Origin of the sequence: Escherichia sp. E10V5 (assembly GCF_004212315.1) — a bacterium.
Classification (GTDB): domain Bacteria; phylum Pseudomonadota; class Gammaproteobacteria; order Enterobacterales; family Enterobacteriaceae; genus Escherichia.
In genome coordinates, this window is record NZ_RHJM01000024.1 from 47825 (window position 1) to 73222 (window position 25398).

A 25398-nucleotide genomic window follows, 5' to 3' on the forward strand; every position below is an offset into this window, starting at 1 on the left:
GCATTTTGAGAGATATCTTCTTCTGTATTGCAACAGAAGAACAGAAAATCGGGCTTTTGCGCCTGAATATTGCGGAGAAAAAGCATGGCCGGGAATGACCGCGAGCCAATTGGACGCAAAGGGAAACCGACGCGTCCAGTCAAACAAAAGGTAAGCCGTCGTCGTTACGAAGACGATGATGATTACGACGATTATGATGACTATGAGGACGAAGAACCGATGCCGCGCAAAGGAAAGGGCAAAGGAAAAGGGCGTAAGCCTCGTGGCAAACGCGGCTGGTTATGGCTGCTGCTAAAACTGGCTATCGTTTTTGCCGTGCTGATCGCCATTTACGGCGTTTATCTCGATCAAAAAATTCGTAGCCGTATTGATGGCAAGGTCTGGCAGTTGCCAGCGGCGGTCTATGGCCGAATGGTTAACCTTGAACCAGATATGACCATCAGCAAGAACGAGATGGTGAAACTGCTGGAGGCGACCCAGTATCGTCAGGTGTCGAAGATGACCCGTCCTGGCGAATTTACCGTGCAGGCCAACAGCATTGAAATGATCCGCCGTCCGTTTGATTTCCCGGACAGTAAAGAAGGGCAGGTGCGTGCGCGTCTGACTTTTGATGGTGATCATCTGGCGACCATCGTCAATATGGAGAACAACCGTCAGTTCGGTTTCTTCCGTCTTGATCCGCGCCTGATCACCATGATCTCCTCGCCAAACGGCGAGCAGCGTCTGTTTGTGCCGCGCAGTGGTTTCCCGGACTTGCTGGTAGATACTTTGCTGGCGACAGAAGACCGTCATTTCTACGAGCATGATGGCATCAGCCTCTACTCCATTGGACGTGCGGTGCTGGCGAACCTGACAGCCGGACGCACGGTGCAGGGGGCGAGTACACTGACGCAACAGTTAGTGAAAAACCTGTTCCTCTCCAGCGAACGTTCTTACTGGCGTAAAGCGAACGAAGCCTATATGGCGTTGATTATGGATGCGCGTTACAGCAAAGATCGCATTCTTGAGCTGTATATGAACGAGGTGTATCTCGGTCAGAGCGGCGACAACGAAATTCGTGGCTTCCCGCTGGCGAGCCTGTACTACTTTGGTCGCCCGGTAGAAGAGTTGAGCCTTGACCAGCAGGCGCTGTTAGTTGGCATGGTGAAAGGCGCGTCGATCTACAACCCGTGGCGTAATCCGAAACTGGCGCTGGAGCGACGTAACCTGGTGCTGCGTTTGCTGCAACAACAGCAGATTATCGACGGCGAACTGTATGAAATGCTGAGTGCGCGACCGCTGGGCGTACAGCCACGCGGCGGAGTAATCTCTCCTCAGCCAGCCTTTATGCAGCTGGTGCGTCAGGAGTTGCAGGCGAAACTGGGCGATAAGGTGAAAGATCTCTCTGGTGTGAAGATCTTCACTACTTTTGACTCAGTGGCCCAGGATGCGGCAGAAAAAGCTGCCGTAGAAGGCATTCCTGCACTGAAGAAACAGCGTAAGTTGAGCGATCTGGAAACGGCGATTGTCGTCGTTGACCGCTTTAGTGGCGAAGTCCGTGCGATGGTTGGGGGGGCTGAACCGCAGTTCGCGGGCTATAACCGTGCGATGCAGGCGCGTCGTTCGATTGGTTCACTGGCAAAACCAGCGACTTACCTTACGGCGTTAAGTCAGCCGAAAATCTATCGCCTGAACACGTGGATTGCTGATGCGCCAATCGCGCTGCGTCAGCCGAACGGTCAGGTCTGGTCACCGCAGAACGATGATCGTCGCTATAGCGAAAGCGGCAGAGTGATGCTGGTGGATGCGTTGACCCGTTCGATGAACGTGCCGACGGTGAATCTGGGGATGGCGCTGGGGCTGCCTGCGGTTACGGATACCTGGATCAAACTGGGCGTGCCGAAAGACCAGTTGAATCCAGTTCCGGCAATGTTGCTGGGAGCGCTGAACTTAACGCCAATAGAAGTGGCGCAGGCGTTCCAGACTATCGCCAGCGGCGGTAACCGCGCGCCGCTTTCTGCGCTGCGTTCGGTAATCGCGGAAGATGGTAAGGTGCTGTATCAGAGCTTCCCGCAGGCGGAACGCGCAGTTCCGGCGCAGGCGGCGTATCTGACGCTGTGGACCATGCAGCAAGTGGTGCAACGTGGTACAGGACGTCAGCTTGGGGCGAAATATCCAAATCTGCATCTGGCAGGGAAAACGGGTACTACCAACAACAACGTTGATACCTGGTTTGCGGGCATTGACGGCAGCACGGTGACCATCACCTGGGTAGGCCGCGATAACAACCAGCCGACTAAGCTGTACGGTGCCAGCGGGGCGATGTCAATTTACCAGCGTTATCTGGCTAATCAGACACCAACGCCGCTGAATCTTGTACCGCCGGAAGATATCGTGGATATGGGCGTGGATTACGACGGTAACTTTGTTTGCAGCGGTGGTATGCGTACTTTGCCGGTCTGGACCAGCGATCCGCAATCGCTGTGCCAGCAGAGTGAGGTACAGCAGCAGCCGTCAGGCAATCCATTTGATCAGTCTTCACAGCCGCAACAGCAACCTGCTCAACAGCAGCAGAAAGACAGCGACGGCGTGGCAGGCTGGATCAAGGATATGTTTGGTAGTAATTAACGTCTAAGCGTGACATACCGGATGGCGAGTAGCCATCCGGTAAAATAACATCCCTCCAAAAGCATTAACCCTTTCTTTTCATCTGGTTATTTATTGACCCTTTGGTTGGATCTCTGATGGGTACTGCTTGCTATCGTCTCGCCGTTTCGAATATTATTTTATCTTTATAATAATCATTCTCGTTTACGTTATCATTCACTTTCATCAGAGATATACCAATGGCGCGTTCCAAAACTGCTCAGCCAAAACACTCGCTGCGTAAAATCGCAGTTGTAGTAGCCACAGCGGTTAGCGGCATGTCTGTTTATGCACAGGCAGCGGTTGAACCGAAAGAAGACACTATCACCGTTACCGCTGCACCTGCGCCGCAAGAAAGCGCATGGGGGCCGGCTGCAACTATTGCGGCGCGACAGTCCGCCACCGGCACCAAAACAGATACGCCGATTCAAAAAGTGCCACAGTCTATTTCTGTTGTGACCGCCGAAGAGATGGCGCTGCATCAGCCGAAGTCAGTTAAAGAGGCGCTTAGCTACACCCCTGGCGTTGCCGTGGGAACCCGTGGCGCATCCAACACTTACGATTACCTGATCATCCGCGGATTCGCCGCTGACGGCCAAAGTCAGAACAACTATCTGAATGGCCTGAAGATGCAGGGCAACTTCTATAACGATGCGGTTATCGACCCGTATATGCTGGAGCGCGCTGAAATCATGCGTGGCCCGGTATCTGTGCTGTACGGGAAAAGCAGCCCTGGTGGCTTGTTGAACATGGTCAGCAAGCGCCCGACCACCGAACCGCTGAAAGAAATTCAGTTTAAAGCTGGGACTGATAGCCTGTTCCAGACCGGTTTTGATTTCAGCGATGCGCTGGATGATGATGGCGTTTACTCTTATCGTCTGACCGGACTTGCGCGCTCTGCCAATGCCCAGCAAAAGGGCGCGGAAGAGCAGCGTTATGCTATTGCTCCAGCTTTCACCTGGCGTCCGGACGATAAAACCAATTTCACCTTCCTTTCTTACTTCCAGAATGAACCGGAAACCGGTTATTACGGCTGGTTGCCGAAAGAAGGGACCGTCGATACGCTGCCAAACGGTAAGCGTCTGCCGACTGACTTTAACGAAGGGGCGAAGAACAACACCTATTCTCGTAATGAGAAGATGATTGGCTACAGCTTCGACCACGAATTTAACGACACCTTTACCGTGCGTCAGAACCTGCGCTTTGCTGAAAACAAAACCTCGCAAAACAGCGTTTATGGTTACGGCGTCTGCTCCGATCCGGCGAATGCTTACAGCCAGCAGTGTGCAGCTTTAGCGCCAGCGGATAAAGGCCATTATCTGGCGCGTAAATACGTCGTTGATGATGAGAAGCTGCAAAACTTCTCTGTTGATACCCAGTTGCAAAGCAAATTCGCCACTGGCGATATCGACCACACCCTGCTGACCGGTGTCGACTTTATGCGTATGCGTAATGACATCAACGCCTGGTTTGGTTACGACGACTCTGTGCCACTGCTCGATCTGTACAATCCGGTGAATACCGATTTCGATTTCAATGCCAAAGATCCGGCAAACTCCGGCCCGTACCGCATTCTGAATAAGCAGAAACAAACGGGTATTTACGTTCAGGATCAGGCGCAGTGGGATAAAGTGCTGGTCACCCTGGGCGGTCGTTACGACTGGGCAGATCAAGAATCTCTTAACCGCGTAGCGGGAACGACAGATAAACGTGATGACAAACAGTTCACCTGGCGTGGTGGCGTTAACTACCTGTTTGATAACGGCGTAACACCGTACTTCAGCTATAGCGAATCGTTTGAACCTTCTTCACAGGTCGGGAAGGATGGTAATATTTTCGCACCGTCTAAAGGTAAGCAGTACGAAGTCGGCGTGAAATACGTACCGGAAGATCGCCCAATTGTGGTGACTGGCGCGCTGTATAATCTCACCAAAACCAACAACCTGATGGCGGATCCTGAGGGTTCCTTCTTCTCGGTTGAAGGTGGCGAGATCCGTGCGCGTGGCGTAGAGATCGAAGCAAAAGCGGCGCTGTCGGCGAGTGTTAACGTGGTCGGTTCTTATACCTATACCGACGCGGAATACACCACCGATACCACCTACAAAGGCAATACGCCTGCGCAGGTGCCAAAACATATGGCTTCTCTGTGGGCTGATTACACCTTCTTTGACGGTCCACTTTCAGGTCTGACTCTGGGTACTGGTGGTCGTTATACTGGCTCCAGCTACGGCGATCCGGCGAACTCCTTTAAAGTGGGAAGTTATACGGTCGTGGATGCGTTAGTGCGTTATGATCTGGCGCGAGTCGGTATGGCTGGCTCCAACGTAGCGCTGCATGTTAACAACCTGTTCGATCGTGAATACGTCGCCAGCTGCTTTAACACCTATGGCTGCTTCTGGGGCGCAGAACGTCAGGTCGTTGCAACCGCAACCTTCCGTTTCTAATTTTCTCTTTGGGGCACGGATTTCCGTGCCCGCTTCACAAGTTGGCTGTTATGCAGGAATACACGAATCATTCCGATACCACTTTTGCACTGCGTAATATCTCCTTTCGTGTGCCAGGGCGCACGCTTTTGCATCCGCTGTCGTTAACCTTTCCTGCCGGGAAAGTGACCGGTCTGATTGGTCACAACGGTTCTGGTAAATCCACTCTGCTCAAAATGCTTGGCCGTCATCAGCCACCGTCGGAAGGCGAAATTCTTCTTGATACCCAGCCGCTGGAAAGCTGGAGTAGCAAAGCGTTTGCCCGCAAAGTGGCTTATTTGCCGCAGCAGCTTCCTCCGGCAGAAGGGATGACCGTGCGTGAACTGGTGGCGATTGGTCGTTACCCGTGGCATGGTGCGCTGGGGCGCTTTGGCGCGGCAGATCGCGAAAAGGTCGAAGAGGCGATTTCGCTGGTTGGCTTAAAACCGCTGGCGCATCGGCTGGTCGATAGTCTCTCCGGCGGCGAGCGTCAGCGAGCGTGGATCGCCATGCTGGTGGCGCAGGACAGCCGTTGCCTGCTGCTGGATGAACCGACCTCGGCGCTGGATATCGCCCACCAGGTTGACGTGCTGGCGCTGGTGCATCGTTTAAGTCAGGAACGTGGTCTGACGGTCATTGCTGTGCTGCACGATATCAATATGGCGGCGCGCTATTGTGATTATCTGGTCGCCCTGCGCGGTGGTGAAATGATTGCTCAGGGAACGCCTGCTGAAATTATGCGCGGCGAAACCCTCGAAATGATTTATGGCATCCCGATGGGGATTTTGCCGCATCCGGCGGGTGCTGCACCTGTGAGTTTTGTTTATTGATGAGCGGTTTACTTCTTATTTCGCGCCGCCGACTGTTAACGGCGATGGCGCTTTCTCCGTTGCTATGGCAGATGAATACCGCCCGTGCGGCGGCTATTGATCCACATCGCGTTGTGGCGCTGGAGTGGTTGCCGGTGGAATTACTGCTGGCGCTCGGCATCGTACCTTACGGTGTGGCAGACACCATTAACTATCGCCTGTGGGTCAGCGAACCGCCATTGCCAGATTCGGTGATTGACGTTGGTTTGCGTACAGAACCTAACCTTGAACTGCTGACCGAAATGAAACCGTCGTTTATGGTCTGGTCGGCGGGATATGGCCCTTCGCCAGAAATGCTGGCACGCATTGCGCCGGGACGCGGATTTAACTTCAGCGACGGCAAACAGCCGCTGGCGATGGCGCGTAAATCGCTGACGGAAATGGCGGATTTACTTAATCTACAAAGCGCAGCAGAAACGCATTTAGCGCAATATGAAGACTTTATCCGCAGCATGAAACCCCGCTTTGTGAAGCGTGGAGCGCGCCCGTTATTGCTGACGTCGCTTCTCGATCCGCGCCATATGCTGGTCTTCGGTCCAAACAGCCTGTTCCAGGAAATTCTCGATGAATACGGCATTGTGAATGCCTGGCAGGGAGAAACCAATTTCTGGGGCAGTACTACCGTCAGTATCGATCGTCTGGCGGCGTATAAAGATGTTGATGTGCTCTGTTTTGATCACGACAACAGCAAAGACATGGACGCGCTAATGGCAACCCCGCTGTGGCAGGCCATGCCGTTTGTCCGCGCCGGACGCTTTCAGCGCGTACCCGCAGTCTGGTTTTATGGTGCGACGCTTTCGGCAATGCACTTTGTACGTATTCTGGATAACGCCATCGGAGGTAAAGCGTGAGTAAACGAATTGCGCTTTTCCCGGCGTTATTGCTGGCGCTGTTGGTGATTGTCGCTACGGCGCTGACCTGGATGAACTTTTCGCAGGCGCTGCCGCGTAGCCAATGGGCGCAGGCTGCCTGGTCGCCGGATATCGATGTCATCGAGCAGATGATTTTTCACTACAGCTTGCTGCCGCGTCTGGCGATTTCGCTACTGGTGGGCGCGGGCCTGGGGCTGGTGGGCGTGCTGTTTCAGCAAGTGCTGCATAACCCGCTGGCGGAACCGACGACGTTGGGCGTTGCTACAGGCGCGCAACTGGGGATTACCGTCACGACGCTCTGGGCGATCCCCGGCGCGATGGCGAGCCAGTTTGCTGCGCTGGCGGGCGCTTGTGTCGTTGGCTTAATCGTTTTTGGCGTCGCGTGGGGGAAACGGCTTTCGCCGGTAACGCTGATCCTCGCGGGGCTGGTGGTGAGCCTTTATTGCGGGGCAATTAATCAGCTACTGGTTATCTTCCATCACGACCAGCTGCAAAGCATGTTCCTGTGGAGCACCGGAACGCTGACGCAAACCGACTGGGGCGGCGTTGAGCGTTTATGGCCGCAGCTGCTGGGCGGCGTGATGCTGACGTTACTGCTACTTCGCCCGTTAACCCTGATGGGGCTTGATGATGGCGTGGCGCGCAATCTGGGGCTGGCCTTGTCGCTGGCGCGTCTGGCGGCACTGTCGCTGGCGATTGTCATCAGTGCGCTGCTGGTGAACGCGGTGGGGATTATCGGCTTTATCGGCTTGTTCGCGCCGCTGCTGGCAAAAATGCTGGGCGCGCGGCGTCTGCTGCCGCGACTGATGCTGGCGTCGCTGATTGGGGCGCTGATCCTCTGGCTTTCCGATCAAATCATCCTCTGGCTGACTCACGTGTGGATGGAGGTTTCTACCGGTTCGGTCACTGCGTTGATCGGTGCGCCGCTGCTGCTGTGGCTGCTGCCGCGTTTACGCAGCATTAGTGCGCCAGATATGAAAGTGAACGATCGGGTGGCGACTGAACGTCAACATGTGCTGGCGTTTGTCCTCGCTGGCGGTGTGCTGCTGTTGATTGCAGTGGTGGTGGCGTTATCGTTTGGTCGTGATGCGCACGGCTGGACGTGGGCAAGCGGGGCGTTGCTCGAGGATTTGATGCCCTGGCGCTGGCCGCGAATTATGGCGGCGTTGTTTGCGGGCGTCATGCTGGCGGTGGCGGGCTGTATTATTCAGCGGCTGACCGGAAACCCGATGGCAAGCCCGGAAGTGCTGGGGATTAGCTCTGGCGCAGCGTTTGGCGTGGTACTGATGCTGTTTTTAGTGCCGGGTAATGCCTTTGGCTGGCTGTTACCCGCGGGAAGTCTCGGCGCGGCGGTGACGCTGTTGATCATTATGATCGCCGCCGGACGCGGTGGATTTTCCCCACACCGCATGTTACTGGCGGGGATGGCGTTAAGCACCGCGTTCACCATGCTTTTGATGATGTTGCAGGCGAGCGGTGACCCGCGAATGGCGCAAGTGCTGACCTGGATTTCTGGTTCGACCTACAACGCGACCGATGCGCAGGTCTGGCGCACCGGAATTGTGATGGTGATTTTGCTGGCGATTACCCCGCTGTGCCGCCGCTGGCTGACCATTTTACCGCTGGGCGGTGATACCGCTCGGGCCGTGGGGATGGCGCTAACGCCGACGCGAATTGCACTGCTGATGCTAGCGGCTTGCCTGACGGCGACCGCGACAATGACCATTGGACCGTTGAGTTTTGTCGGTTTAATGGCACCGCATATTGCGCGGATGATGGGCTTTCGACGGACGATGCCACATATTGTGATTTCGGCGTTGGTGGGTGGGTTGCTGCTGGTGTTCGCTGACTGGTGTGGGCGGATGGCACTGTTTCCGTTCCAGATCCCGGCGGGGCTGCTGTCGACCTTTATCGGCGCGCCATACTTTATCTATTTGTTGAGAAAGCAGAGCCGTTAATTTGCCCATATAACGGCGCTGAACCCCAGGTCGGATAGGGCGTTCACGTCGCATCCGGCAAACAATGCCCGATGCGACGCTGACGCGTCTTATCGGGCCTACAAACGGCCCTGCACTCCAGGTCGGATAAAGCGTTCACGTCGCATCCGACAAATAATGCCCGATGCGACGCTGACGCGTCTTATCGGGCCTACAAACGAAGGCGTTCACGCCGCATCCGGCAAACAATGTTGGATCACAACTTCGCAAACACCCGACGTGCAGCATCGATGGTGTTATTGATATCTTCCATGCTGTGCGCCACGGACATAAAGCCCGCTTCAAACGCTGACGGTGCCAGGTAAACACCTTCGTCCAGCATCATATGGAAGAAACGCTTGAAGCGCTCGACGTCACAGGACATCACATCCTGGTAGCATGTTACGGACTCGGCGTCGGTAAAGAAAATACCGAACATGCCGCCAACGTGGTTAACGACCAGCGGAATTCCCGCTTCTTCCGCCGCTTCCAGCAGACCTTCTGCCAGACGTGTTGTCAGCTCATTCAGTGTCTCGTGAACGCCCGGCTGCGCGACTTCATTCAGACAGGCGAAACCGGCGGCCATCGCAATCGGGTTACCGGAAAGCGTACCCGCCTGATAGACCGGACCAGTCGGGGCCAGCGCATCCATTACATCACGACGACCACCGAATGCGCCTACCGGCATTCCACCGCCGATGATTTTGCCGAGGCAGGTTAAATCTGGCACTACACCGTAATAATCCTGTGCGCCAGCTAGCGCTACGCGGAAACCGGTCATCACTTCATCGATGATCAGCAACGCGCCAAATTCGTCGCACAGCGCGCGCAGACCCGGCAGGAACTCTGGCAGCGGCGGAACACAGTTCATATTGCCTGCCACCGGCTCGACGATAATACAGGCAATCTCTTGCGGGTATTGCTCAAACGCGGCGCGTACAGAAGCCAGATCGTTATAAGTACAGGTTAAGGTATGTTTGGCGAAATCTGCCGGAACACCCGGCGAGTTTGGCTGGCCTAACGTGAGTGCGCCAGAACCGGCTTTCACCAGCAGGCAGTCAGCGTGACCGTGGTAACAACCTTCAAATTTAATGATTTTGTCGCGACCGGTAAAACCACGGGCCAGGCGGATGGCGCTCATCGTCGCTTCAGTGCCGGAGTTCACCATGCGCACCATATCCATGGTCGGGACCAGTTCGGTCACCAGTTGCGCCATTTTCACTTCCATTTCGGTCGGTGCACCAAAGCTTAAACCACGCTCAGCGGCTTCAATCACGGCATTGCGGATTGCCGGATGGTTATGGCCCAGCACCATCGGCCCCCAGGAACCGACATAATCGATATAGGCTTTGCCATCAACATCGTACAGATAAGCACCGTCCGCTTTTTCGATAAACAGTGGAGTGCCGCCCACGCCAGTAAAGGCGCGAACAGGGGAGTTCACACCGCCAGGGATCAGCTCACGCGCTGCGCTGTAAAGATTTTCAGACTTACTCATGGAGGGGTTCCTGATTCGTAGAAAAAGTGAATGGCTGCTATTCTAGGTTATTCATCACAAGTTAAATACTCGTCAACAAGTTGCTTTTACTACTGCAACTTTGACTTCGTAGAGTATAAAAGTTTTGTGCATTTGAAACATTACGCTTTGCAAAGGATTTTCATTGAATGTGCGAGTAAAATGCCGTCATCTTATTTGTATGACCAATATGTGATCATTGGATGAAAACTGATACTCCCTCTTATGAAATACCGCAGGCTGCGCGTCTGCGACGCAGACAACTCATTCGCCAGCTTCTTGAGCGTGATAAAACGCCATTAGCTATTTTGTTTATGGCGGCGGTCGTCGGTACCCTTGTCGGGCTGGCAGCGGTTGCTTTTGACAAAGGTGTCGCCTGGTTGCAGAACCAACGAATGGGCGCGCTGGTACATACTGCCGATAATTACCCACTTCTGTTAACCGTTGCTTTTCTCTGTTCGGCAGCGCTGGCGATGTTCGGTTATTTCTTGGTGCGCAAATACGCGCCGGAAGCGGGTGGTTCGGGTATCCCGGAAATTGAAGGGGCGCTGGAAGATCAACGTCCCGTTCGCTGGTGGCGTGTATTGCCAGTGAAATTCTTTGGTGGTCTGGGGACGCTGGGCGGCGGTATGGTCCTGGGGCGCGAAGGGCCAACCGTGCAGATTGGCGGTAATATTGGCCGGATGGTGCTTGATATTTTCCGCATGAAAGGTGACGAAGCTCGCCATACGTTACTGGCAACCGGTGCGGCGGCGGGTCTGGCGGCGGCTTTTAATGCGCCGCTGGCGGGTATTCTTTTTATTATTGAAGAGATGCGTCCGCAGTTTCGCTATACGCTAATTTCGATTAAAGCGGTATTTATTGGCGTCATTATGTCGACCATTATGTACCGGGTATTTAACCACGAAGTTGCACTTATTGATGTCGGTAAACTTTCTGACGCCCCGCTCAATACGCTTTGGCTTTATCTGATCCTCGGTATTATTTTTGGTATCTTCGGCCCTATTTTTAATAAATGGGTGCTGGGGATGCAGGATTTGCTGCATCGCGTGCACGGCGGCAATATTACCAAATGGGTACTGATGGGAGGTGCGATTGGCGGTTTGTGTGGGCTGCTGGGTTTTGTCGCTCCTGAAACCTCAGGCGGTGGTTTTAACCTGATTCCTATCGCCACGGCGGGGAACTTCAGCATGGGAATGCTGGTATTTATCTTTGTCGCGCGGGTCATCACCACCTTACTCTGTTTCTCTTCCGGCGCGCCGGGCGGTATTTTTGCCCCGATGCTGGCGCTGGGTACCGTGCTGGGAACCGCGTTCGGAATGGTTGCCGTTGAACTGTTTCCGCAATATCACCTTGAAGCAGGCACCTTTGCTATTGCCGGAATGGGCGCGTTACTGGCGGCATCCATTCGTGCGCCGTTAACGGGGATCATTCTGGTATTAGAGATGACAGATAACTATCAGCTCATTTTGCCAATGATTATTACCGGTCTTGGCGCAACACTATTAGCACAATTTACCGGCGGAAAACCGCTATACTCGGCGATTCTTGCGCGCACGTTGGCAAAACAGGAAGCGGAACAACTGGCGCGAGCCAAGGCCGCACCAGCCAGCGAGAATACTTGAACGAAATACCAGGGTATTAGATAATGGTGATTATTATTGGGTTAGAATTTGCCCAATTGCCGATGTCGTTTGGAGCAAAATATGAGTGATGACGTAGCACTGCCGCTGGAGTTTACCGACGCAGCAGCCAACAAAGTTAAAAGCCTGATCGCTGACGAAGATAACCCGAATCTGAAATTACGCGTGTATATCACCGGTGGCGGTTGCAGCGGCTTCCAGTATGGTTTCACCTTTGATGATCAGGTGAACGAAGGCGATATGACCATCGAAAAACAGGGCGTTGACCTGGTCGTTGACCCAATGAGCCTGCAATATCTGGTTGGTGGTTCCGTTGATTATACTGAAGGACTGGAAGGTTCGCGTTTCATCGTGACCAACCCGAACGCGAAAAGCACCTGTGGTTGCGGTTCTTCCTTCAGCATCTAATCTGCTGTTAATGTGCCGGATAAACTATCCGGCACATCTGCTCTCTTTAACGCCCATTCTCATCCAGCGCAAACGTCGGCAGTTTAAGATGCCAACGGATAGCTGCCAGTCGAATCAATAGCGTTACCACCATCCCCATCATACTGGCCGTTTCTAACGGGACGGAAAACGTATAATAAGCCGTAGCGTGGACAATACCGCCGATAATACAGGCTGTAGCGTAGATTTCTGTACGTAAAATCATGGGGATTTCGCGCGCCAGTACATCGCGAATGATCCCGCCGCCGACGCCCGTAATAACGCCCATACATACCGCAATCAATGGACCCGCATCCGCATTAAAGGCTTTGTTGACGCCAATGCCAACAAAGACTGCCAACCCAACAGCATCCAGCACCGGCAGCATCCATTTCGGCAAGCGTCTTGGCTGGCGTACCAGGACGATCGTCAGCATGCTGGTTACCATTGCAACGACCAGATCGGTGGGATCTTTCACCCAAAATACCGGACCGTGATCCAGCGCCATGTCGCGAATGGTTCCACCGCCTACCGCGGTAACCACGCCTAATACCAGGACGCCAAAAGGGTCCATACGCAATTTTCCGGCAAGTAAAACGCCGGAGATGGCAAATACCGCTGTGCCGACTATATCCAGCCAATAGACGAGCATTGTTCAATCCCCACTGAGCACCTGAAAAGGTCAGGCGCTAATCCACTTGTGAAAGCGCATTACAGAGTTGTTGTGCAGCGAGGATAATACGTGGGCTTGCACGTTCAAACCAGTCACTTGTGAGAGGAATAATGGGAATTTTGAGCTGTTCACCCCAGTATTGCTCGATTTTAGGAGTTTGGTCCGATCCGCCAGTGATGACAATTGCCTGTGGCGCGCGTGCTAATACCTGTTCGCGGCTAACCTGCGGCCAGGGAACATGGCTGTTTTTAAAGATGTTTTCTCCACCGCAAACTTCCAGTACCTGGTTCTGAATCGACTCTTTTCCGCTGGTGAACGGCGGATTTATGCCGAATTGTAAGAAAACACGTTTTTTAGGCTTATCGGCGAATTTAGCTTTGAGTTGCGCATACTGTTCCAGCAAGGTTTGCGCGGCTTTCTCGGCCTTGTCAGGTTGCGGGCTCCACGGGGCCAGTTGACGTAACGCATCGGCAATTTGTTCAATGCTTGTCGCATCGACCCACATCACTTTTATTCCCAGCGAAGCAAGCTGGTCAACTTGCCGCTCGGCGTTACCCCCGCGCCAGGCTACGACCAGATCGGGTTTTAGCGCCACAATACGTTCCAGATTCATCCCTTGCCAGGTGGAAACCTGCTCTATTTTTTGTGCTTCTGGCGGATAGTCGGAATAACTGCTGACCGCTACCGGCGTGATCCCGGCGGCAAATGCGAGTTCGGTGTTAGCGGGGGAAAGTGTGATGACACGCGGCGCGGCGTTGAGCCACAGTGGCGCAAGAAAAGACAGGGCGACCAGCGCCCTGAAGAGTGACTTAGCCATGAGCCAGTTTCTGCACCAGTGACTCAACCATCAGGCTGGACTGTTTGGCAGCAACGGCCAGGAACTCGTCGAAGCTAAGGTGAGACTGTTGATCGGCGACGTCAGAGATGGCGCGCACCACCACAAACGGGACGTTAAAATTGTGGCAAACGTGAGCGATAGCCGTCGCTTCCATTTCTACTGCAATGGCCTGCGGGAAATTGTGGCGGATTTTCGCCAGACCAACAGAGCCGTTGATGAAAGCGTCGCCGCTAACAATCAGGCCACGTACAGCGTTAAGATTCAGTTCGGCAATGCAGGACTCGGCGGCAGCGATCAGTTTATCGTTAGCTTTGAAGCCTGCAGGGCAGCCAGGCAGTTGACCGTATTCATAGCCAAACGCCGTGACATCCGCGTCGTGATAACGTGCTTCGTCCGAGACAACGATATCGCCCACTTTCAGCGTTGGCGCCAGGCCACCCGCGGAACCGGTGTTAATAATCACATCAGGCTTGCAGTGTTCCAGCAGCAGAGTTGCACCCAGCGCCGCTGCGACTTTACCAATGCCTGATTTCAGAAGCGCAACCTCGGTTCCGTTCAGTTGGCCGGTATAGATTTCGCAACCGCCCAGGCTGATAGTTTGACGGTTTTCGATTTTGTCACGCAGCAGCGTAACTTCTTCTTCCATTGCACCAATGATGCCGATTTTCATAGATTTACTCGCGATAAGCTCGATTTGAAGGCATAGTTTATCATGCGCTTGAGGGGAAGCGTATTTCTCACGCGGGAGAGGACATGGCACAGATTGATTTCCGAAATAAAATAAACTGGCATCGTCGTTATCGTTCACCGCAGGGCGTTAAAACTGAACATGAGATCCTGCGGATCTTCGAGAGCGATCGCGGGCGTATTATCAACTCCCCGGCGATTCGCCGTCTGCAACAAAAGACCCAGGTCTTCCCACTTGAGCGCAATGCTGCCGTGCGCACGCGTCTTACCCATTCTATGGAAGTTCAGCAGGTGGGGCGTTATATCGCTAAAGAGATTTTAAGCCGCCTGAAAGAGCTTAAATTGCTGGAGGCTTACGGTCTGGACGAGTTGACCGGGCCGTTTGAAAGCATTGTCGAAATGTCGTGTCTGATGCATGACATAGGAAATCCGCCGTTTGGTCATTTTGGCGAGGCAGCTATTAATGACTGGTTCCGTCAGCGTTTGTACCCGGCGGATGCCGAAAGCCAGCCATTAACCGACGATCGCTGTAGCGTGGCGGCGTTGCGATTGAGGGAAGGGGAGGAGTCACTTAACGACCTGCGGCGAAAAATTCGTCAGGACTTATGTCATTTTGAAGGTAACGCACAGGGTATTCGTCTGGTGCATACATTGATGCGGATGAATCTTACCTGGGCTCAGGTCGGCGGTATTTTAAAATATACCCGTCCGGCGTGGTGGCGCGGCGAAACGCCCGAGACTCACGATTATTTAATGAAAAAGCCGGGCTACTACCTTTCTGAAGAATTCTATATTGCGCGTTTACGTAAAGAACTTAATTTAGCACTTTACAGTCGCTTCCCATTAACGTGGATTATGGAAGCGGCCGACGATATATCTTATTGTGTGGCTGATCTTGAAGATGCGGTAGAAAAAAGAATATTTACCGTTGAACAGCTTTATCATCATCTGCATGAAGCGTGGGGCCAGCATGAGAACGGTTCTCTGTTTGCGCAGGTGGTAGAAAATGCCTGGGAAAAATCGCGCTCAAATAGCTTAAGTCGTAGCACGGAAGATCAGTTTTTTATGTATTTACGCGTAAATACCTTAAATAAACTGGTGCCGTATGCGGCACAACGATTTATTGATAACTTACCTGCAATTTTTGCCGGAACCTTTAATCATGCACTGTTAGAGGATGCCAGCGAATGTAGCCAGTTGCTGAAGTTATATAAAAATGTCGCTGTAAAACATGTGTTTAGCCATCCAGATGTCGAGCAGCTTGAATTGCAGGGCTACCGGGTGATAAGCGGTTTATTAGAGATATATCGACCGTTGTTAAACATGTCGTTATCAGACTTTACCGAACTTGTTGAAAAAGAACGTGTGAAACGTTTCCCTATTGAAACGCGTTTATTCCATAAGCTCTCAACGCGTCATCGGTTGGCCTATGTTGAGGCTGTCAGTAAATTATCGTCAGATTCACCTGAGTTCCCGCTATGGGAATATTATTACCGCTGCCGGCTGTTACAGGATTATATCAGCGGTATGACAGACCTTTATGCGTGGGATGAATACCGCCGTCTGATGGCCGTAGAACAATAACCAGGCTTTTGTAAAGACGGACAATAAATTTTTACTTTTTGCAGAAACTTTAGTTCGGAACTTCGCGCTATAAAACGAATCTGAAGAACACAGCAATTTTGCGTTATCTGTTAATCGAGACTGAAATACATGAAAAAAACCACATTAGCACTGAGTGCACTGGCTCTGAGTTTAGGTTTGGCGTTATCTCCGCTCTCTGCAACGGCGGCTGAGACTTCTTCAGCAACGACAGCCCAGCAGATGCCAAGCCTTGCACCGATGCTCGAAAAGGTGATGCCTTCAGTGGTCAGCATTAACGTAGAAGGTAGCACAACCGTTAATACGCCGCGTATGCCGCGTAATTTCCAGCAGTTCTTCGGTGATGATTCCCCGTTCTGCCAGGAAGGTTCTCCGTTCCAGAGCTCCCCGTTCTGTCAGGGTGGTGGACAAGGTGGTAACGGCGGTGGCCAGCAACAAAAATTCATGGCGCTGGGGTCTGGCGTCATCATTGATGCCGATAAAGGCTATGTCGTGACTAACAACCACGTTGTCGATAATGCGACGGTCATTAAAGTTCAACTGAGCGATGGCCGTAAGTTCGACGCGAAGATGGTCGGCAAAGATCCGCGCTCTGATATCGCGCTGATCCAGATCCAGAACCCGAAAAACCTGACCGCGATTAAGATGGCGGATTCCGATGCGCTGCGCGTGGGTGATTACACCGTCGCAATTGGTAACCCGTTTGGTCTGGGCGAGACGGTAACTTCCGGGATTGTCTCTGCGCTGGGGCGTAGCGGTCTGAACGCCGAAAACTACGAAAACTTCATCCAGACGGACGCAGCAATCAACCGGGGTAACTCCGGTGGTGCGCTGGTTAACCTGAACGGTGAACTGATCGGTATTAACACCGCGATCCTTGCACCAGACGGCGGTAACATCGGTATCGGTTTTGCTATCCCGAGCAACATGGTGAAAAACCTGACCTCGCAGATGGTGGAATACGGCCAGGTGAAACGCGGTGAGTTGGGCATTATGGGGACCGAGCTGAACTCTGAGCTGGCGAAAGCAATGAAAGTTGACGCCCAGCGTGGCGCTTTCGTAAGCCAGGTTCTGCCGAACTCTTCTGCTGCAAAAGCGGGTATTAAAGCGGGTGATGTGATCACCTCACTGAACGGTAAGCCGATCAGCAGCTTTGCCGCGCTGCGTGCTCAGGTGGGGACTATGCCGGTGGGCAGCAAACTGACCCTGGGCTTGCTGCGCGATGGTAAGCAGGTCAACGTGAATCTGGAACTGCAGCAGAGCAGCCAGAATCAAGTTGATTCCAGCTCTATCTTCAACGGCATTGAAGGCGCTGAAATGAGCAATAAAGGCAAAGATCAGGGCGTGGTCGTGAACAACGTGAAAACCGGTACTCCGGCTGCGCAGATTGGCCTGAAAAAAGGTGATGTGATTATTGGCGCGAACCAGCAGACAGTGAAAAACATCGCTGAACTGCGTAAAGTTCTCGACAGCAAGCCGTCAGTGCTGGCGCTGAACATTCAGCGCGGCGATAGCACCATCTACCTGTTAATGCAGTAATCTCCCTCAACCCCTTCCTGCAAACGGGAAGGGGTTCTCTTTTCAATTTGTGACCCCCTCCACAACTCCATATTTCTCTGTCGTCCTTTGTGCATTTGCACAATGCTGTGCGTTGCGTACTTCCTTATGCTAAACCGTGCACAACGGAGGGCTTATGGCTGGCTGGCATCTTGATACCAAAATGGCGCAGGATATCGTGGCGCGTACCATGCGCATCATCGATACCAATATCAACGTAATGGATGCTCGCGGGCGAATTATCGGCAGCGGCGATCGTGAGCGTATTGGTGAATTGCACGAAGGTGCATTACTGGTACTGTCGCAAGGGCGGGTGGTCGATATCGATGATGCGGTAGCGCGCCATCTGCACGGTGTACGTCAGGGGATTAACCTGCCGTTACGGCTGGAAGGCGAGATTGTCGGCGTTATCGGCCTGACCGGTGAACCGGAGCATTTGCGCAAATATGGTGAACTGGTCTGTATGACGGCGGAGATGATGCTGGAACAGTCGCGGTTGATGCACCTGCTGGCGCAGGATAGCCGACTGCGTGAAGAGTTAGTCATGCATCTGATTCAGGCTGAAGAAAATACGCCAGCGTTAACCGAATGGGCGCAACGACTGGGTATCGATCTCAATCAACCCCGTGTGGTGGCCATTGTCGAGGTCGATAGCGGCCAGCTTGGCGTGGACAGCGCGATGGCGGAACTACAGCAACTGCAAAATGCACTCACCACGCCGGAACGCAACAATCTGGTGGCGATAGTCTCGCTAACCGAAATGGTAGTGCTGAAACCGGCGTTGAATACGTTTGGGCGCTGGGATGCGGAAGACCATCGTAAGCGAGTAGAGCAACTTATTACTCGTATGAAGGAGTACGGTCAGCTGCGTTTTCGCGTGTCACTGGGCAATTATTTTACCGGCGCTGGCAGTATTGCGCGTTCTTATCGTACGGCGAAAACAACGATGGTCGTGGGTAAACAGCGAATGCCGGAGAATCGCTGCTATTTTTATCAGGATCTGATACTGCCAGTATTACTCGACAGTTTGCGTGGCGACTGGCAAGCCAACGAACTAGCGCGCCCTCTGGCACGGCTAAAAGCGATGGATAATAATGGCTTGCTGCGGCGGACGCTGGCAGCGTGGTTTCGCCATAATGTGCAGCCGCTGGCAACGTCAAAGGCGCTGTTTATCCATCGCAATACTCTGGAGTATAGGCTTAATCGTATATCGGAACTGACCGGGCTGGATTTGGGCAATTTTGATGACAGGTTGCTGCTGTATGTTGCGTTGCAACTGGATGAAGAGCGGTAGGTTACGCGTTAAGGTCGAGGCGGCGCTGGCTTGTTCCCCTCACCCCGAAGGGAAGAGGGGATTGCCCGAGCTAACTGTCTGTTCGGGATTATTTACGCGTCAGTTTTTCCAGATCGGCTTCAATCTCGCTGATCTTATTGGTTACTACTGACTCCAGGTGACGTAAGTCGTCGAGGATCTTACGTTTAAGATCAACTTCGCTGCGGTCACGCTGGCAGATTTGATCAAGCTCATCAATGATATAACGCAGATTCGGGCTGATCTCCTGCACTTCTTTATAACCCTGACCCACACCATCGGCGACCACTGTTTTGCGCTGACGCGGATATTTAAACTTCACGCTCTTAGCGAAAAACTCGCCTTTGTCTTTCTGAAAATAGATTTTCAGAATATCGTTGTTGGCTTCCTGCCGGAGGCTGTAACGATCAATTTCTTCAGGATTGGTAATACCCAGACTTTTCAGATTGTCGTACATAGCGTTACCTCAAAATGAGTCAGTAAATTGTGCTTATCTTAGCATTTGGCCTGGCCCGCCCGGCTCGACTGTGATCGCAGAAAGCCTTTTTCTTCCAGACTTCTATCATGGCGTAAAATTAAAAAAATTACCTGCTTTATTCTGGCGATATCATTCATGTTCTACACCAGTTCCAGCATTGTCACTTCCGGACGGCAGTTCAGACGCAAGCCATACAAACTTCCCACACCTCGAGTCGTGTTGATGTGTCGTTCGCCAAAAGCGTTTAACCCTGCGACATAGCGTTTATCTTTAACTGGCGCAAAAGGTTCGCCAACTAATGGCACGTGTAACTGACCGCCGTGAGTGTGACCACAAAGCATCAGATCCCACTTTTCATTACGCATGACTTCTTTGCTGTCGGGATTATGCGCCAACACCAGTCGTGGCAGATTGGCTTCGCTGGCGGGAGGCGGTTTGCATTGTCCGGCCCATAAATCACCAGTGCCTACCAGTTCGAATTGCCTGTTCGGCGTGGCGATCACGGTTGCCTGGTTAACCAACACCGTGATGCCCGCCGATTGCAACGCCTCGCCAATTAAGCGATTTTTCTCTGTACCAACAGGGCGATCGTGGTTGCCGAAGCAGGCAAACGTCGGCGCACATTCGGCAAGGGGGGAGAGTACGTCAGCAAACGCCGGAAAATTCAGCGGCATATCAAATAATACGTAATCGCCGCCCAGCAATATCAAATCGGGCTTTTGTGCTACGCCAAGAGCAATCGCGTCAGAAATCAGGCTTAGAGGAACAAAACGAGAGTAATGGAGATCTGCCAGAAAAAGGATTTTGAAAGGTGGAACGTTGTCTTTAAAAAAGGCGAGGCGGTGACGGATTAATTCAAGCCAGCCAGGTTCCCAGTAATGCATATAACCGAAACCTGAGCCCGCGGCTAACGTCGCGGCGGCAGCCTGCAAAAATCGTCGGCGTGAAATCATCGCTCATCCCTGCAAAAAAATCGGGCAGCGTCGTGCTGCCCGTGTGCATACTTTTAGTCGATGGTACGCAGCAGTTCGTTAATGCCAACTTTACCGCGAGTTTTCGCGTCAACTTTCTTAACGATAACCGCACAGTAGAGGCTGTATTTGCCATCTTTCGACGGCAGGTTGCCGGATACCACCACAGAACCCGCCGGAACGCGACCGTAGTGGATTTCGCCGGTTTCACGGTCGTAAATACGGGTGCTTTGACCGATGTATACGCCCATAGAGATGACGGAACCTTCTTCGACAATCACCCCTTCAACCACTTCAGAGCGTGCGCCGATGAAGCAGTTATCTTCAATAATGGTCGGGTTAGCCTGCAGCGGCTCCAGTACGCCACCAATGCCTACGCCGCCAGACAGATGCACGTTTTTACCAATCTGCGCACAGGAACCGACGGTGGCCCAGGTATCAACCATCGTACCTTCATCAACGTATGCGCCGATGTTGACATAAGATGGCATCAGCACGGTATTGCGGGCGATAAATGCGCCCTGACGCACTGCCGCTGGTGGCACTACGCGGAAGCCTTCTTTCTGGAAACGCGCTTCATCGTAGTTAGCGAATTTCATCGGCACTTTATCGAAGTAGCGGCTTTCTGCCCCTTCGATCACCTGATTATCATTAATACGGAAAGAGAGCAGCACCGCTTTTTTCAACCACTGATGCGTCACCCACTGACCGTCAATTTTTTCCGCTACACGCAGTGCGCCGGAATCCAGCAGGGCGATCACCTGATTTACCGCTTCGCGGGTAACGGTGTCTGCATTGGCTGGCGTGATCTCGGCACGGCGTTCAAAAGCGGTTTCAATAATGTTCTGTAACTGCTGCATTGTTAAACTCTTTTCATATCAGTAAACACATCACCCTTTATCGTTTGGATTGAGGGCCTCTGTCAACCGCTGATGCACTTCCTGCTGCAACTCGTTATTAAGTGCGCGCCGATCAGCGGTGGCGATTATGAATAAATCTTCTACTCGCTCGCCAATGGTTGTAATTCGAGCGCCATGAAGCGAAATTCCCAGATCGGCAAAAATTTTCCCAACTCGGGCCAGTAGTCCAGGTTGGTCGAGAGCGATCAGTTCGAGGAATGATTTTCGATCGGTATGGGTAGGCAAAAACGTCACTTCGGTTTCAACAGTAAAGTGACGTAGTTTGGCCGGTTGACGACGCGGCTGTGGTGGCTGCCAGCTACTTTGCGTCAGTGCCTGCTCAAGTCCAAAACGAATGACTTCATGGCGATCTGCGGACAGCGGGCTGCCATCCGGTTCCAGTACGATGAAGGTATCCATTGCCATTCCGTCGCGGGTAGTGAAAATTTGTGCGTCGTGAACGCTTAAATTGCGACGGTCTAGCTCGGCACAGACGGCGGCAAACAGATAGGGGCGGTCCGGGCTCCAGATAAATATCTCCGTTCCGCCGCGTGTGGCTTGCGGACTAAGCAATACCAGCGGCTTGCTTAAATCATGCTGCAATAAATGGCGCGCATGCCAGGCCAGTTGATTTGGGCTATGGCGGACAAAATAGTTAGCGCGACAGCGCGACCAAATCTGGTGCAGCGCCTCTTCGTCGATGTTATCCATACGCAGCAGCGCCAGCGCCTGAAGCTGATGATGGCGAACTCGTTCGCGCATATCCGGCGTGTTTTGCATCCCGCGTCGTAGCTGTTTTTCGGTGGCGAAATAGAGTTCGCGCAGCAGGCTTTGCTTCCAGCTATTCCACAGCGTTTCGTTGGTGGCGCAAATATCGGCCACTGTCAGGCATACCAGATAGCGCAGCCGGGTTTCCGTTTGCACTTCTTCGGCAAACTGCTTGATGACTTCCGGGTCCTGAATATCGCGGCGTTGGGCGGTGACCGACATCAGCAAGTGCTGGCGAACCAGCCAGGCTACCAGTTGCGTTTCGCGCGAGTTCAGCCCGTGGAGCTCGGCAAAATGCACTACGTCTTGTGCGCCGAGTATAGAGTGGTCGCCGCCGCGCCCTTTGGCGATATCGTGAAACAGTGCGGCGATAAAGATAAGCTCAGGTGACGGCAATCGCGGCCAGACATCCACACACAACGGATGGCGCTGGCGCGTTTCTTCACTGGCAAAACTCTCCAGTTTCAACATCACGCGAATAGTATGTTCATCCACCGTGTAGGCGTGGAACAGGTCAAACTGCATCTGCCCGACGATATGCGACCATTGCGGCATATAGGCACCGAGCACGCTATGGCGATGCATCGGTAACAGTCCACGACGCACCGAACCAGGGTGACGCAGAATGCTCAAAAATAGCTTTCGCGCTTGCGGAATATTGCACAGCGGTTGTTGCAGATGGCGACGGGCATGACGTAACTGGCGCAGTGTGGTGGAGTAAATGCCGGTGATCGCACTGTTGCGCACCATGGTATAGAACATGCGTAATATCGCTTCTGGTTGGCGCATAAACAGCGTTTCATCGCGCAGATCGATAAGCGTGCCGCGTAGCTGAAATTCATCGTCTATTGGTCGCGGTTTTTCGTCGGCAGGGAGGGCGAGGATAGCCTCGTCGAACAGTTGCAATAGCATATGGTTAAGTTCGCTAACGCGGCGCGTAACGCGAAAATAATCCTTCATCATCTGTTCGACAGGCTCGTTACCTTCGCCACCGTAATTCAGACGCTGGGCAACGCTAAGCTGGCGATCAAATAACAGGCGATTATCGTAACGGTTGACCACCAAATGCAGGGCGAAGCGAATTCGCCAGAGAATATGCAAACACTCATTTAGCTCTGCACGTTCCGCAGACGTTAAGAAACCAAATCCGACCATTTCATCGAGTGATGTTGCGCCAAAATGACGGCGGGCCACCCATTGCAGAGTGTGGATATCGCGCAAGCCGCCGGGGCTACTTTTGATATCTGGTTCAAGATTGTAGCTGGTGCCGTGATAACGCTGGTGGCGCTGGTTTTGTTCTTCAACTTTCGCCGCGTAAAACTTATCGGACGGCCAGAATCCTTCGCTGAAAATATGCTTTTGCAGTTCGAGAAATAGCGCTACATCGCCAATTAACAAGCGGGATTCGATCAGGTTGGTTGCGACGGTTAAATCTGATAATCCTTCCAGTAAGCACTCTTCAAGCGTGCGCACGCTATGACCGACTTCCAGCTTCACATCCCAGAGCAGCGTTAACAGCTCGCCCACTTTTTGTGCCTGATCGTCCGGAAGTTTTTTACGGCTTAAGATCAGTAAATCGACGTCTGAAAGCGGATGCAGCTCGCCACGACCATAGCCACCGACGGCGACCAGCGCCAGATCGGCGATCTGGCTGAATCCTGCTTCAATCCATAACCGTTGCAAGAGCTGGTCGATAAATTCAGTGCGGGCTTCAATCAATTGTTCAGCGGAGATCCCACTATCAAAGGCATCACCCAGCCAACGCTGGAAAATATCAATATGGGCTTTTATCCCACAGACAGTTAATTCATCACGGGGCCAGGCGCATGGATTTTGCGGTTGACCGGGCAGGGTGGGGAGAGCGGTATTTGCGTACTGTTCTGGAAGGGTATTCATCGTGCGCCACCCATAAGATTACATTATCACATTAAAAAAGCCGGCATTCGCCGGCTTCAGATTGTTGACAAAGTGCGCTTTGTTCATGCCGGATGCGGCGTGAACGCCTTATCCGGCCTACAACTCCTTGCAAATGGAGAAGGTCGGACGCATCAGGCATTTTTGCGTTTGTCTTCCTCTTATTCGTCGTGCGAGATTATCGCCGGGATGGTGTCATCCTTGCGTAACGTCAGAATTTCGCAGCCGTTATCAGTCACCACAATAGTATGCTCGTATTGTGCAGACAAGCTGCGATCTTTGGTTTTTACTGTCCAGCCATCTTTCATGGTGCGGATCTCTTTTTTACCCGCGTTGACCATTGGCTCGATAGTGAATGTCATCCCTGGTTTCAGCACGACGTTGGTTTCAGGGGAGTCATAGTGCAGCACCTGCGGTTCTTCATGGAAGCCGCGACCAATACCGTGCCCGCAATATTCACGAACGACAGAGAAGCCTTCTGCTTCGACAAATTTCTGAATCGCTGCACCGATTTCGCGCAGATTGATGCCTGGTTTCACCATACGCAGCGCCAGGTACAGGCTCTCTTGTGTGATGCGGCACAGGCGTTCGCCCATGATGGTTGGCTTACCGACGATAAACATTTTCGAGGTATCGCCGTGGAAACCATCCTTAATAACGGTGACATCGATGTTAACGATGTCGCCATCTTTCAGCAGCTTGGCATCGTCCGGAATACCGTGGCACACCACTTCATTAATAGAGATGCAAACAGATTTCGGATAACCATGATAGCCGAGGCAGGCAGAAACCGCGTGTTGTTCATTAACAATGTAATCATTACAGATGCGATCCAACTCGCCGGTGCTGACGCCCGGTTTAACATAGGGTTCGATCATCTCCAGCACTTCGGCAGCCAGGCGGCCAGCGACGCGCATTTTTTCAATATCTTCAGGGGTCTTGATTGAGATAGCCATTAATTCTGTCCATCAGCGTCGGTGATACCGACAATATATATGTAAGTGCTGTCAATGGTATCACACCCGGGCAAATTGAGAATCATTCTGAATTTCGCCAAACGTGCCACTGAACGTTTTCTATAATAGAAAATTCATCGTCTGGTGCTGTACACAGCGCCAACAATTATTGGTGTCCGCAACGTATTTGTGGTATAAAGCGCGCCGGACTTCCGATCCATTTCGTATACACAGACTGGACGGAAGCGACAATCTCACTTTGTGTAACAACACACACGTATCGGCACATATTCCGGGGTGCCCTTTGGGGTCGGTAATATGGGATACGTGGAGGCATAACCCCAACTTTTATAT

21 protein-coding genes are annotated in these 25398 nt (G+C 52.7%); 12 read left to right on the plus strand and 9 right to left on the minus strand.

Translation table 11 applies throughout. The features are described 5' to 3' along the window. Nucleotides 1-84: 84 nt before the first annotated feature. The 5 genes from mrcB (at nt 85) to fhuB (ending at nt 8786) form a co-directional block, all read left to right on the plus strand. Complete coding sequence (mrcB, locus tag D9738_RS17430; RefSeq protein ID WP_130257830.1) at nt 85-2607, plus strand: bifunctional glycosyl transferase/transpeptidase; 2523 nt, start codon at nt 85-87, stop codon at nt 2605-2607. 218 nt (nt 2608-2825) lie between these two features. Beyond that, nucleotides 2826-5069 carry a ferrichrome porin FhuA gene (gene fhuA, locus D9738_RS17435; RefSeq protein WP_130260750.1) on the plus strand — a complete coding sequence of 748 codons (2244 nt, stop codon included), beginning with the start codon at nt 2826-2828 and terminating at the stop codon, nt 5067-5069. 50 nt (nt 5070-5119) lie between these two features. After that, entirely contained in the window at nt 5120-5917 is a 798-nt protein-coding gene (fhuC, locus tag D9738_RS17440; protein WP_096319580.1) for a Fe3+-hydroxamate ABC transporter ATP-binding protein FhuC, read from the plus strand. Beyond that, nucleotides 5917-6807 carry a Fe(3+)-hydroxamate ABC transporter substrate-binding protein FhuD gene (gene fhuD / locus D9738_RS17445; RefSeq protein ID WP_130260751.1) on the plus strand — a complete coding sequence of 297 codons (891 nt, stop codon included), beginning with the start codon at nt 5917-5919 and terminating at the stop codon, nt 6805-6807. The genes fhuC and fhuD overlap by 1 nt, the downstream gene beginning before the upstream one ends. Next, a complete protein-coding gene (gene fhuB, locus D9738_RS17450) occupies nt 6804-8786 on the plus strand; it encodes a Fe(3+)-hydroxamate ABC transporter permease FhuB (RefSeq protein WP_130260752.1) in 1983 nt (660 codons plus the stop codon). The genes fhuD and fhuB overlap by 4 nt, the downstream gene beginning before the upstream one ends. Before the next feature lie 235 nt (nt 8787-9021). Here the strand turns inward: fhuB and hemL are convergent, their stop codons facing one another. After that, entirely contained in the window at nt 9022-10302 is a 1281-nt protein-coding gene (gene hemL / locus D9738_RS17455) for a glutamate-1-semialdehyde 2,1-aminomutase (protein WP_130260753.1), read from the minus strand. A 162-nt stretch (nt 10303-10464) separates the two neighbouring features. Between hemL and D9738_RS25195 the strand changes: the two genes are divergently transcribed. The 4 genes from D9738_RS25195 to erpA are packed head-to-tail and all read left to right on the plus strand — an operon-like array spanning nt 10465 to nt 12371. Then, complete coding sequence (locus tag D9738_RS25195; RefSeq protein ID WP_214251109.1) at nt 10465-10527, plus strand: hypothetical protein; 63 nt, start codon at nt 10465-10467, stop codon at nt 10525-10527. Next, nucleotides 10524-11945, plus strand: a complete 1422-nt coding sequence (gene clcA / locus D9738_RS17465; RefSeq protein ID WP_130205006.1) for a H(+)/Cl(-) exchange transporter ClcA — start codon at nt 10524-10526, stop codon at nt 11943-11945. The genes D9738_RS25195 and clcA overlap by 4 nt, the downstream gene beginning before the upstream one ends. Before the next feature lie 23 nt (nt 11946-11968). After that, nucleotides 11969-12034 (plus strand): small protein YadW, encoded by a 66-nt coding sequence (yadW, locus tag D9738_RS17470; protein ID WP_130260766.1) that lies wholly within the window; start codon nt 11969-11971, stop codon nt 12032-12034. Beyond that, on the plus strand, nt 12027-12371 hold the full coding sequence (gene erpA / locus D9738_RS17475; RefSeq protein ID WP_130260755.1) for an iron-sulfur cluster insertion protein ErpA: 345 nt from the start codon (nt 12027-12029) through the stop codon (nt 12369-12371). The genes yadW and erpA overlap by 8 nt, the downstream gene beginning before the upstream one ends. Nucleotides 12372-12417: 46 nt before the next feature. On the opposite strand, the gene D9738_RS17480 is transcribed toward erpA, so the two are convergent. Genes D9738_RS17480 through mtnN form a run of 3 tightly spaced genes read right to left on the minus strand, consistent with a single transcriptional unit; the run spans nt 12418 to nt 14570 of the window. Next, nucleotides 12418-13041: a TRIC cation channel family protein gene (locus D9738_RS17480; protein WP_064525034.1), complete on the minus strand. Its 624-nt coding sequence runs from the start codon at nt 13039-13041 to the stop codon at nt 12418-12420. A gap of 37 nt (nt 13042-13078) precedes the next feature. Further along, the gene (btuF, locus tag D9738_RS17485; RefSeq protein WP_130205008.1) at nt 13079-13879 is read right to left on the minus strand and encodes a vitamin B12 ABC transporter substrate-binding protein BtuF; all 801 of its coding nucleotides are present in this window, start codon (nt 13877-13879) and stop codon (nt 13079-13081) included. Then, the gene (gene mtnN / locus D9738_RS17490) at nt 13872-14570 is read right to left on the minus strand and encodes a 5'-methylthioadenosine/S-adenosylhomocysteine nucleosidase (protein WP_130260756.1); all 699 of its coding nucleotides are present in this window, start codon (nt 14568-14570) and stop codon (nt 13872-13874) included. Before mtnN ends, btuF begins: the two co-directional genes overlap by 8 nt. 83 nt (nt 14571-14653) lie before the next feature. Here mtnN and dgt point away from each other — a divergent pair, with 83 nt between their 5' ends. The 3 genes from dgt to cdaR all read left to right on the plus strand — a co-directional run bounded on the left by dgt (nt 14654) and on the right by cdaR (nt 19040). After that, nucleotides 14654-16171 carry a dGTPase gene (gene dgt, locus D9738_RS17495; protein WP_130205010.1) on the plus strand — a complete coding sequence of 506 codons (1518 nt, stop codon included), beginning with the start codon at nt 14654-14656 and terminating at the stop codon, nt 16169-16171. Nucleotides 16172-16300: 129 nt separating this feature from the next. Continuing rightward, nucleotides 16301-17728 carry a serine endoprotease DegP gene (gene degP, locus D9738_RS17500; protein ID WP_130205012.1) on the plus strand — a complete coding sequence of 476 codons (1428 nt, stop codon included), beginning with the start codon at nt 16301-16303 and terminating at the stop codon, nt 17726-17728. 154 nt (nt 17729-17882) lie between these two features. Further along, nucleotides 17883-19040 carry a DNA-binding transcriptional regulator CdaR gene (gene cdaR, locus D9738_RS17505; RefSeq protein WP_130260757.1) on the plus strand — a complete coding sequence of 386 codons (1158 nt, stop codon included), beginning with the start codon at nt 17883-17885 and terminating at the stop codon, nt 19038-19040. An 88-nt stretch (nt 19041-19128) separates the two neighbouring features. Here cdaR and D9738_RS17510 read toward each other — a convergent pair whose 3' ends face one another. The 5 genes from D9738_RS17510 to map form a co-directional block, all read right to left on the minus strand. Beyond that, nucleotides 19129-19515 carry a DUF3461 family protein gene (locus D9738_RS17510; protein WP_000272188.1) on the minus strand — a complete coding sequence of 129 codons (387 nt, stop codon included), beginning with the start codon at nt 19513-19515 and terminating at the stop codon, nt 19129-19131. Nucleotides 19516-19676: 161 nt separating this feature from the next. Continuing rightward, the gene (gene yaeI, locus D9738_RS17515; protein ID WP_130260758.1) at nt 19677-20489 is read right to left on the minus strand and encodes a phosphodiesterase YaeI; all 813 of its coding nucleotides are present in this window, start codon (nt 20487-20489) and stop codon (nt 19677-19679) included. 53 nt (nt 20490-20542) lie between these two features. After that, nucleotides 20543-21367 carry a 2,3,4,5-tetrahydropyridine-2,6-dicarboxylate N-succinyltransferase gene (gene dapD, locus D9738_RS17520; RefSeq protein WP_001186656.1) on the minus strand — a complete coding sequence of 275 codons (825 nt, stop codon included), beginning with the start codon at nt 21365-21367 and terminating at the stop codon, nt 20543-20545. Nucleotides 21368-21397: 30 nt separating this feature from the next. Beyond that, nucleotides 21398-24070: a bifunctional uridylyltransferase/uridylyl-removing protein GlnD gene (gene glnD / locus D9738_RS17525; protein WP_130260759.1), complete on the minus strand. Its 2673-nt coding sequence runs from the start codon at nt 24068-24070 to the stop codon at nt 21398-21400. Nucleotides 24071-24249: 179 nt separating this feature from the next. After that, nucleotides 24250-25044, minus strand: coding sequence for a type I methionyl aminopeptidase (map, locus tag D9738_RS17530; RefSeq protein WP_001018190.1), 795 nt, complete (start codon nt 25042-25044; stop codon nt 24250-24252). Nucleotides 25045-25398 lie beyond the last annotated feature (354 nt).

Bases quoted from the DNA above. Each gene is read 5' to 3' on its own strand.
- mrcB (WP_130257830.1), top strand. From the start codon at position 85: ATGGCCGGGAATGACCGCGAGCCAATTGGACGCAAAGGGAAACCGACG.
- fhuA (WP_130260750.1), top strand. From the start codon at position 2,826: ATGGCGCGTTCCAAAACTGCTCAGCCAAAACACTCGCTGCGTAAAATC.
- fhuC (WP_096319580.1), top strand. From the start codon at position 5,120: ATGCAGGAATACACGAATCATTCCGATACCACTTTTGCACTGCGTAAT.
- fhuD (WP_130260751.1), top strand. From the start codon at position 5,917: ATGAGCGGTTTACTTCTTATTTCGCGCCGCCGACTGTTAACGGCGATG.
- hemL (WP_130260753.1), bottom strand. From the start codon at position 10,302: ATGAGTAAGTCTGAAAATCTTTACAGCGCAGCGCGTGAGCTGATCCCT.
- clcA (WP_130205006.1), top strand. From the start codon at position 10,524: ATGAAAACTGATACTCCCTCTTATGAAATACCGCAGGCTGCGCGTCTG.
- erpA (WP_130260755.1), top strand. From the start codon at position 12,027: ATGAGTGATGACGTAGCACTGCCGCTGGAGTTTACCGACGCAGCAGCC.
- D9738_RS17480 (WP_064525034.1), bottom strand. From the start codon at position 13,041: ATGCTCGTCTATTGGCTGGATATAGTCGGCACAGCGGTATTTGCCATC.
- btuF (WP_130205008.1), bottom strand. From the start codon at position 13,879: ATGGCTAAGTCACTCTTCAGGGCGCTGGTCGCCCTGTCTTTTCTTGCG.
- mtnN (WP_130260756.1), bottom strand. From the start codon at position 14,570: ATGAAAATCGGCATCATTGGTGCAATGGAAGAAGAAGTTACGCTGCTG.
- dgt (WP_130205010.1), top strand. From the start codon at position 14,654: ATGGCACAGATTGATTTCCGAAATAAAATAAACTGGCATCGTCGTTAT.
- degP (WP_130205012.1), top strand. From the start codon at position 16,301: ATGAAAAAAACCACATTAGCACTGAGTGCACTGGCTCTGAGTTTAGGT.
- cdaR (WP_130260757.1), top strand. From the start codon at position 17,883: ATGGCTGGCTGGCATCTTGATACCAAAATGGCGCAGGATATCGTGGCG.
- D9738_RS17510 (WP_000272188.1), bottom strand. From the start codon at position 19,515: ATGTACGACAATCTGAAAAGTCTGGGTATTACCAATCCTGAAGAAATT.
- yaeI (WP_130260758.1), bottom strand. From the start codon at position 20,489: ATGATTTCACGCCGACGATTTTTGCAGGCTGCCGCCGCGACGTTAGCC.
- dapD (WP_001186656.1), bottom strand. From the start codon at position 21,367: ATGCAGCAGTTACAGAACATTATTGAAACCGCTTTTGAACGCCGTGCC.
- glnD (WP_130260759.1), bottom strand. From the start codon at position 24,070: ATGAATACCCTTCCAGAACAGTACGCAAATACCGCTCTCCCCACCCTG.
- map (WP_001018190.1), bottom strand. From the start codon at position 25,044: ATGGCTATCTCAATCAAGACCCCTGAAGATATTGAAAAAATGCGCGTC.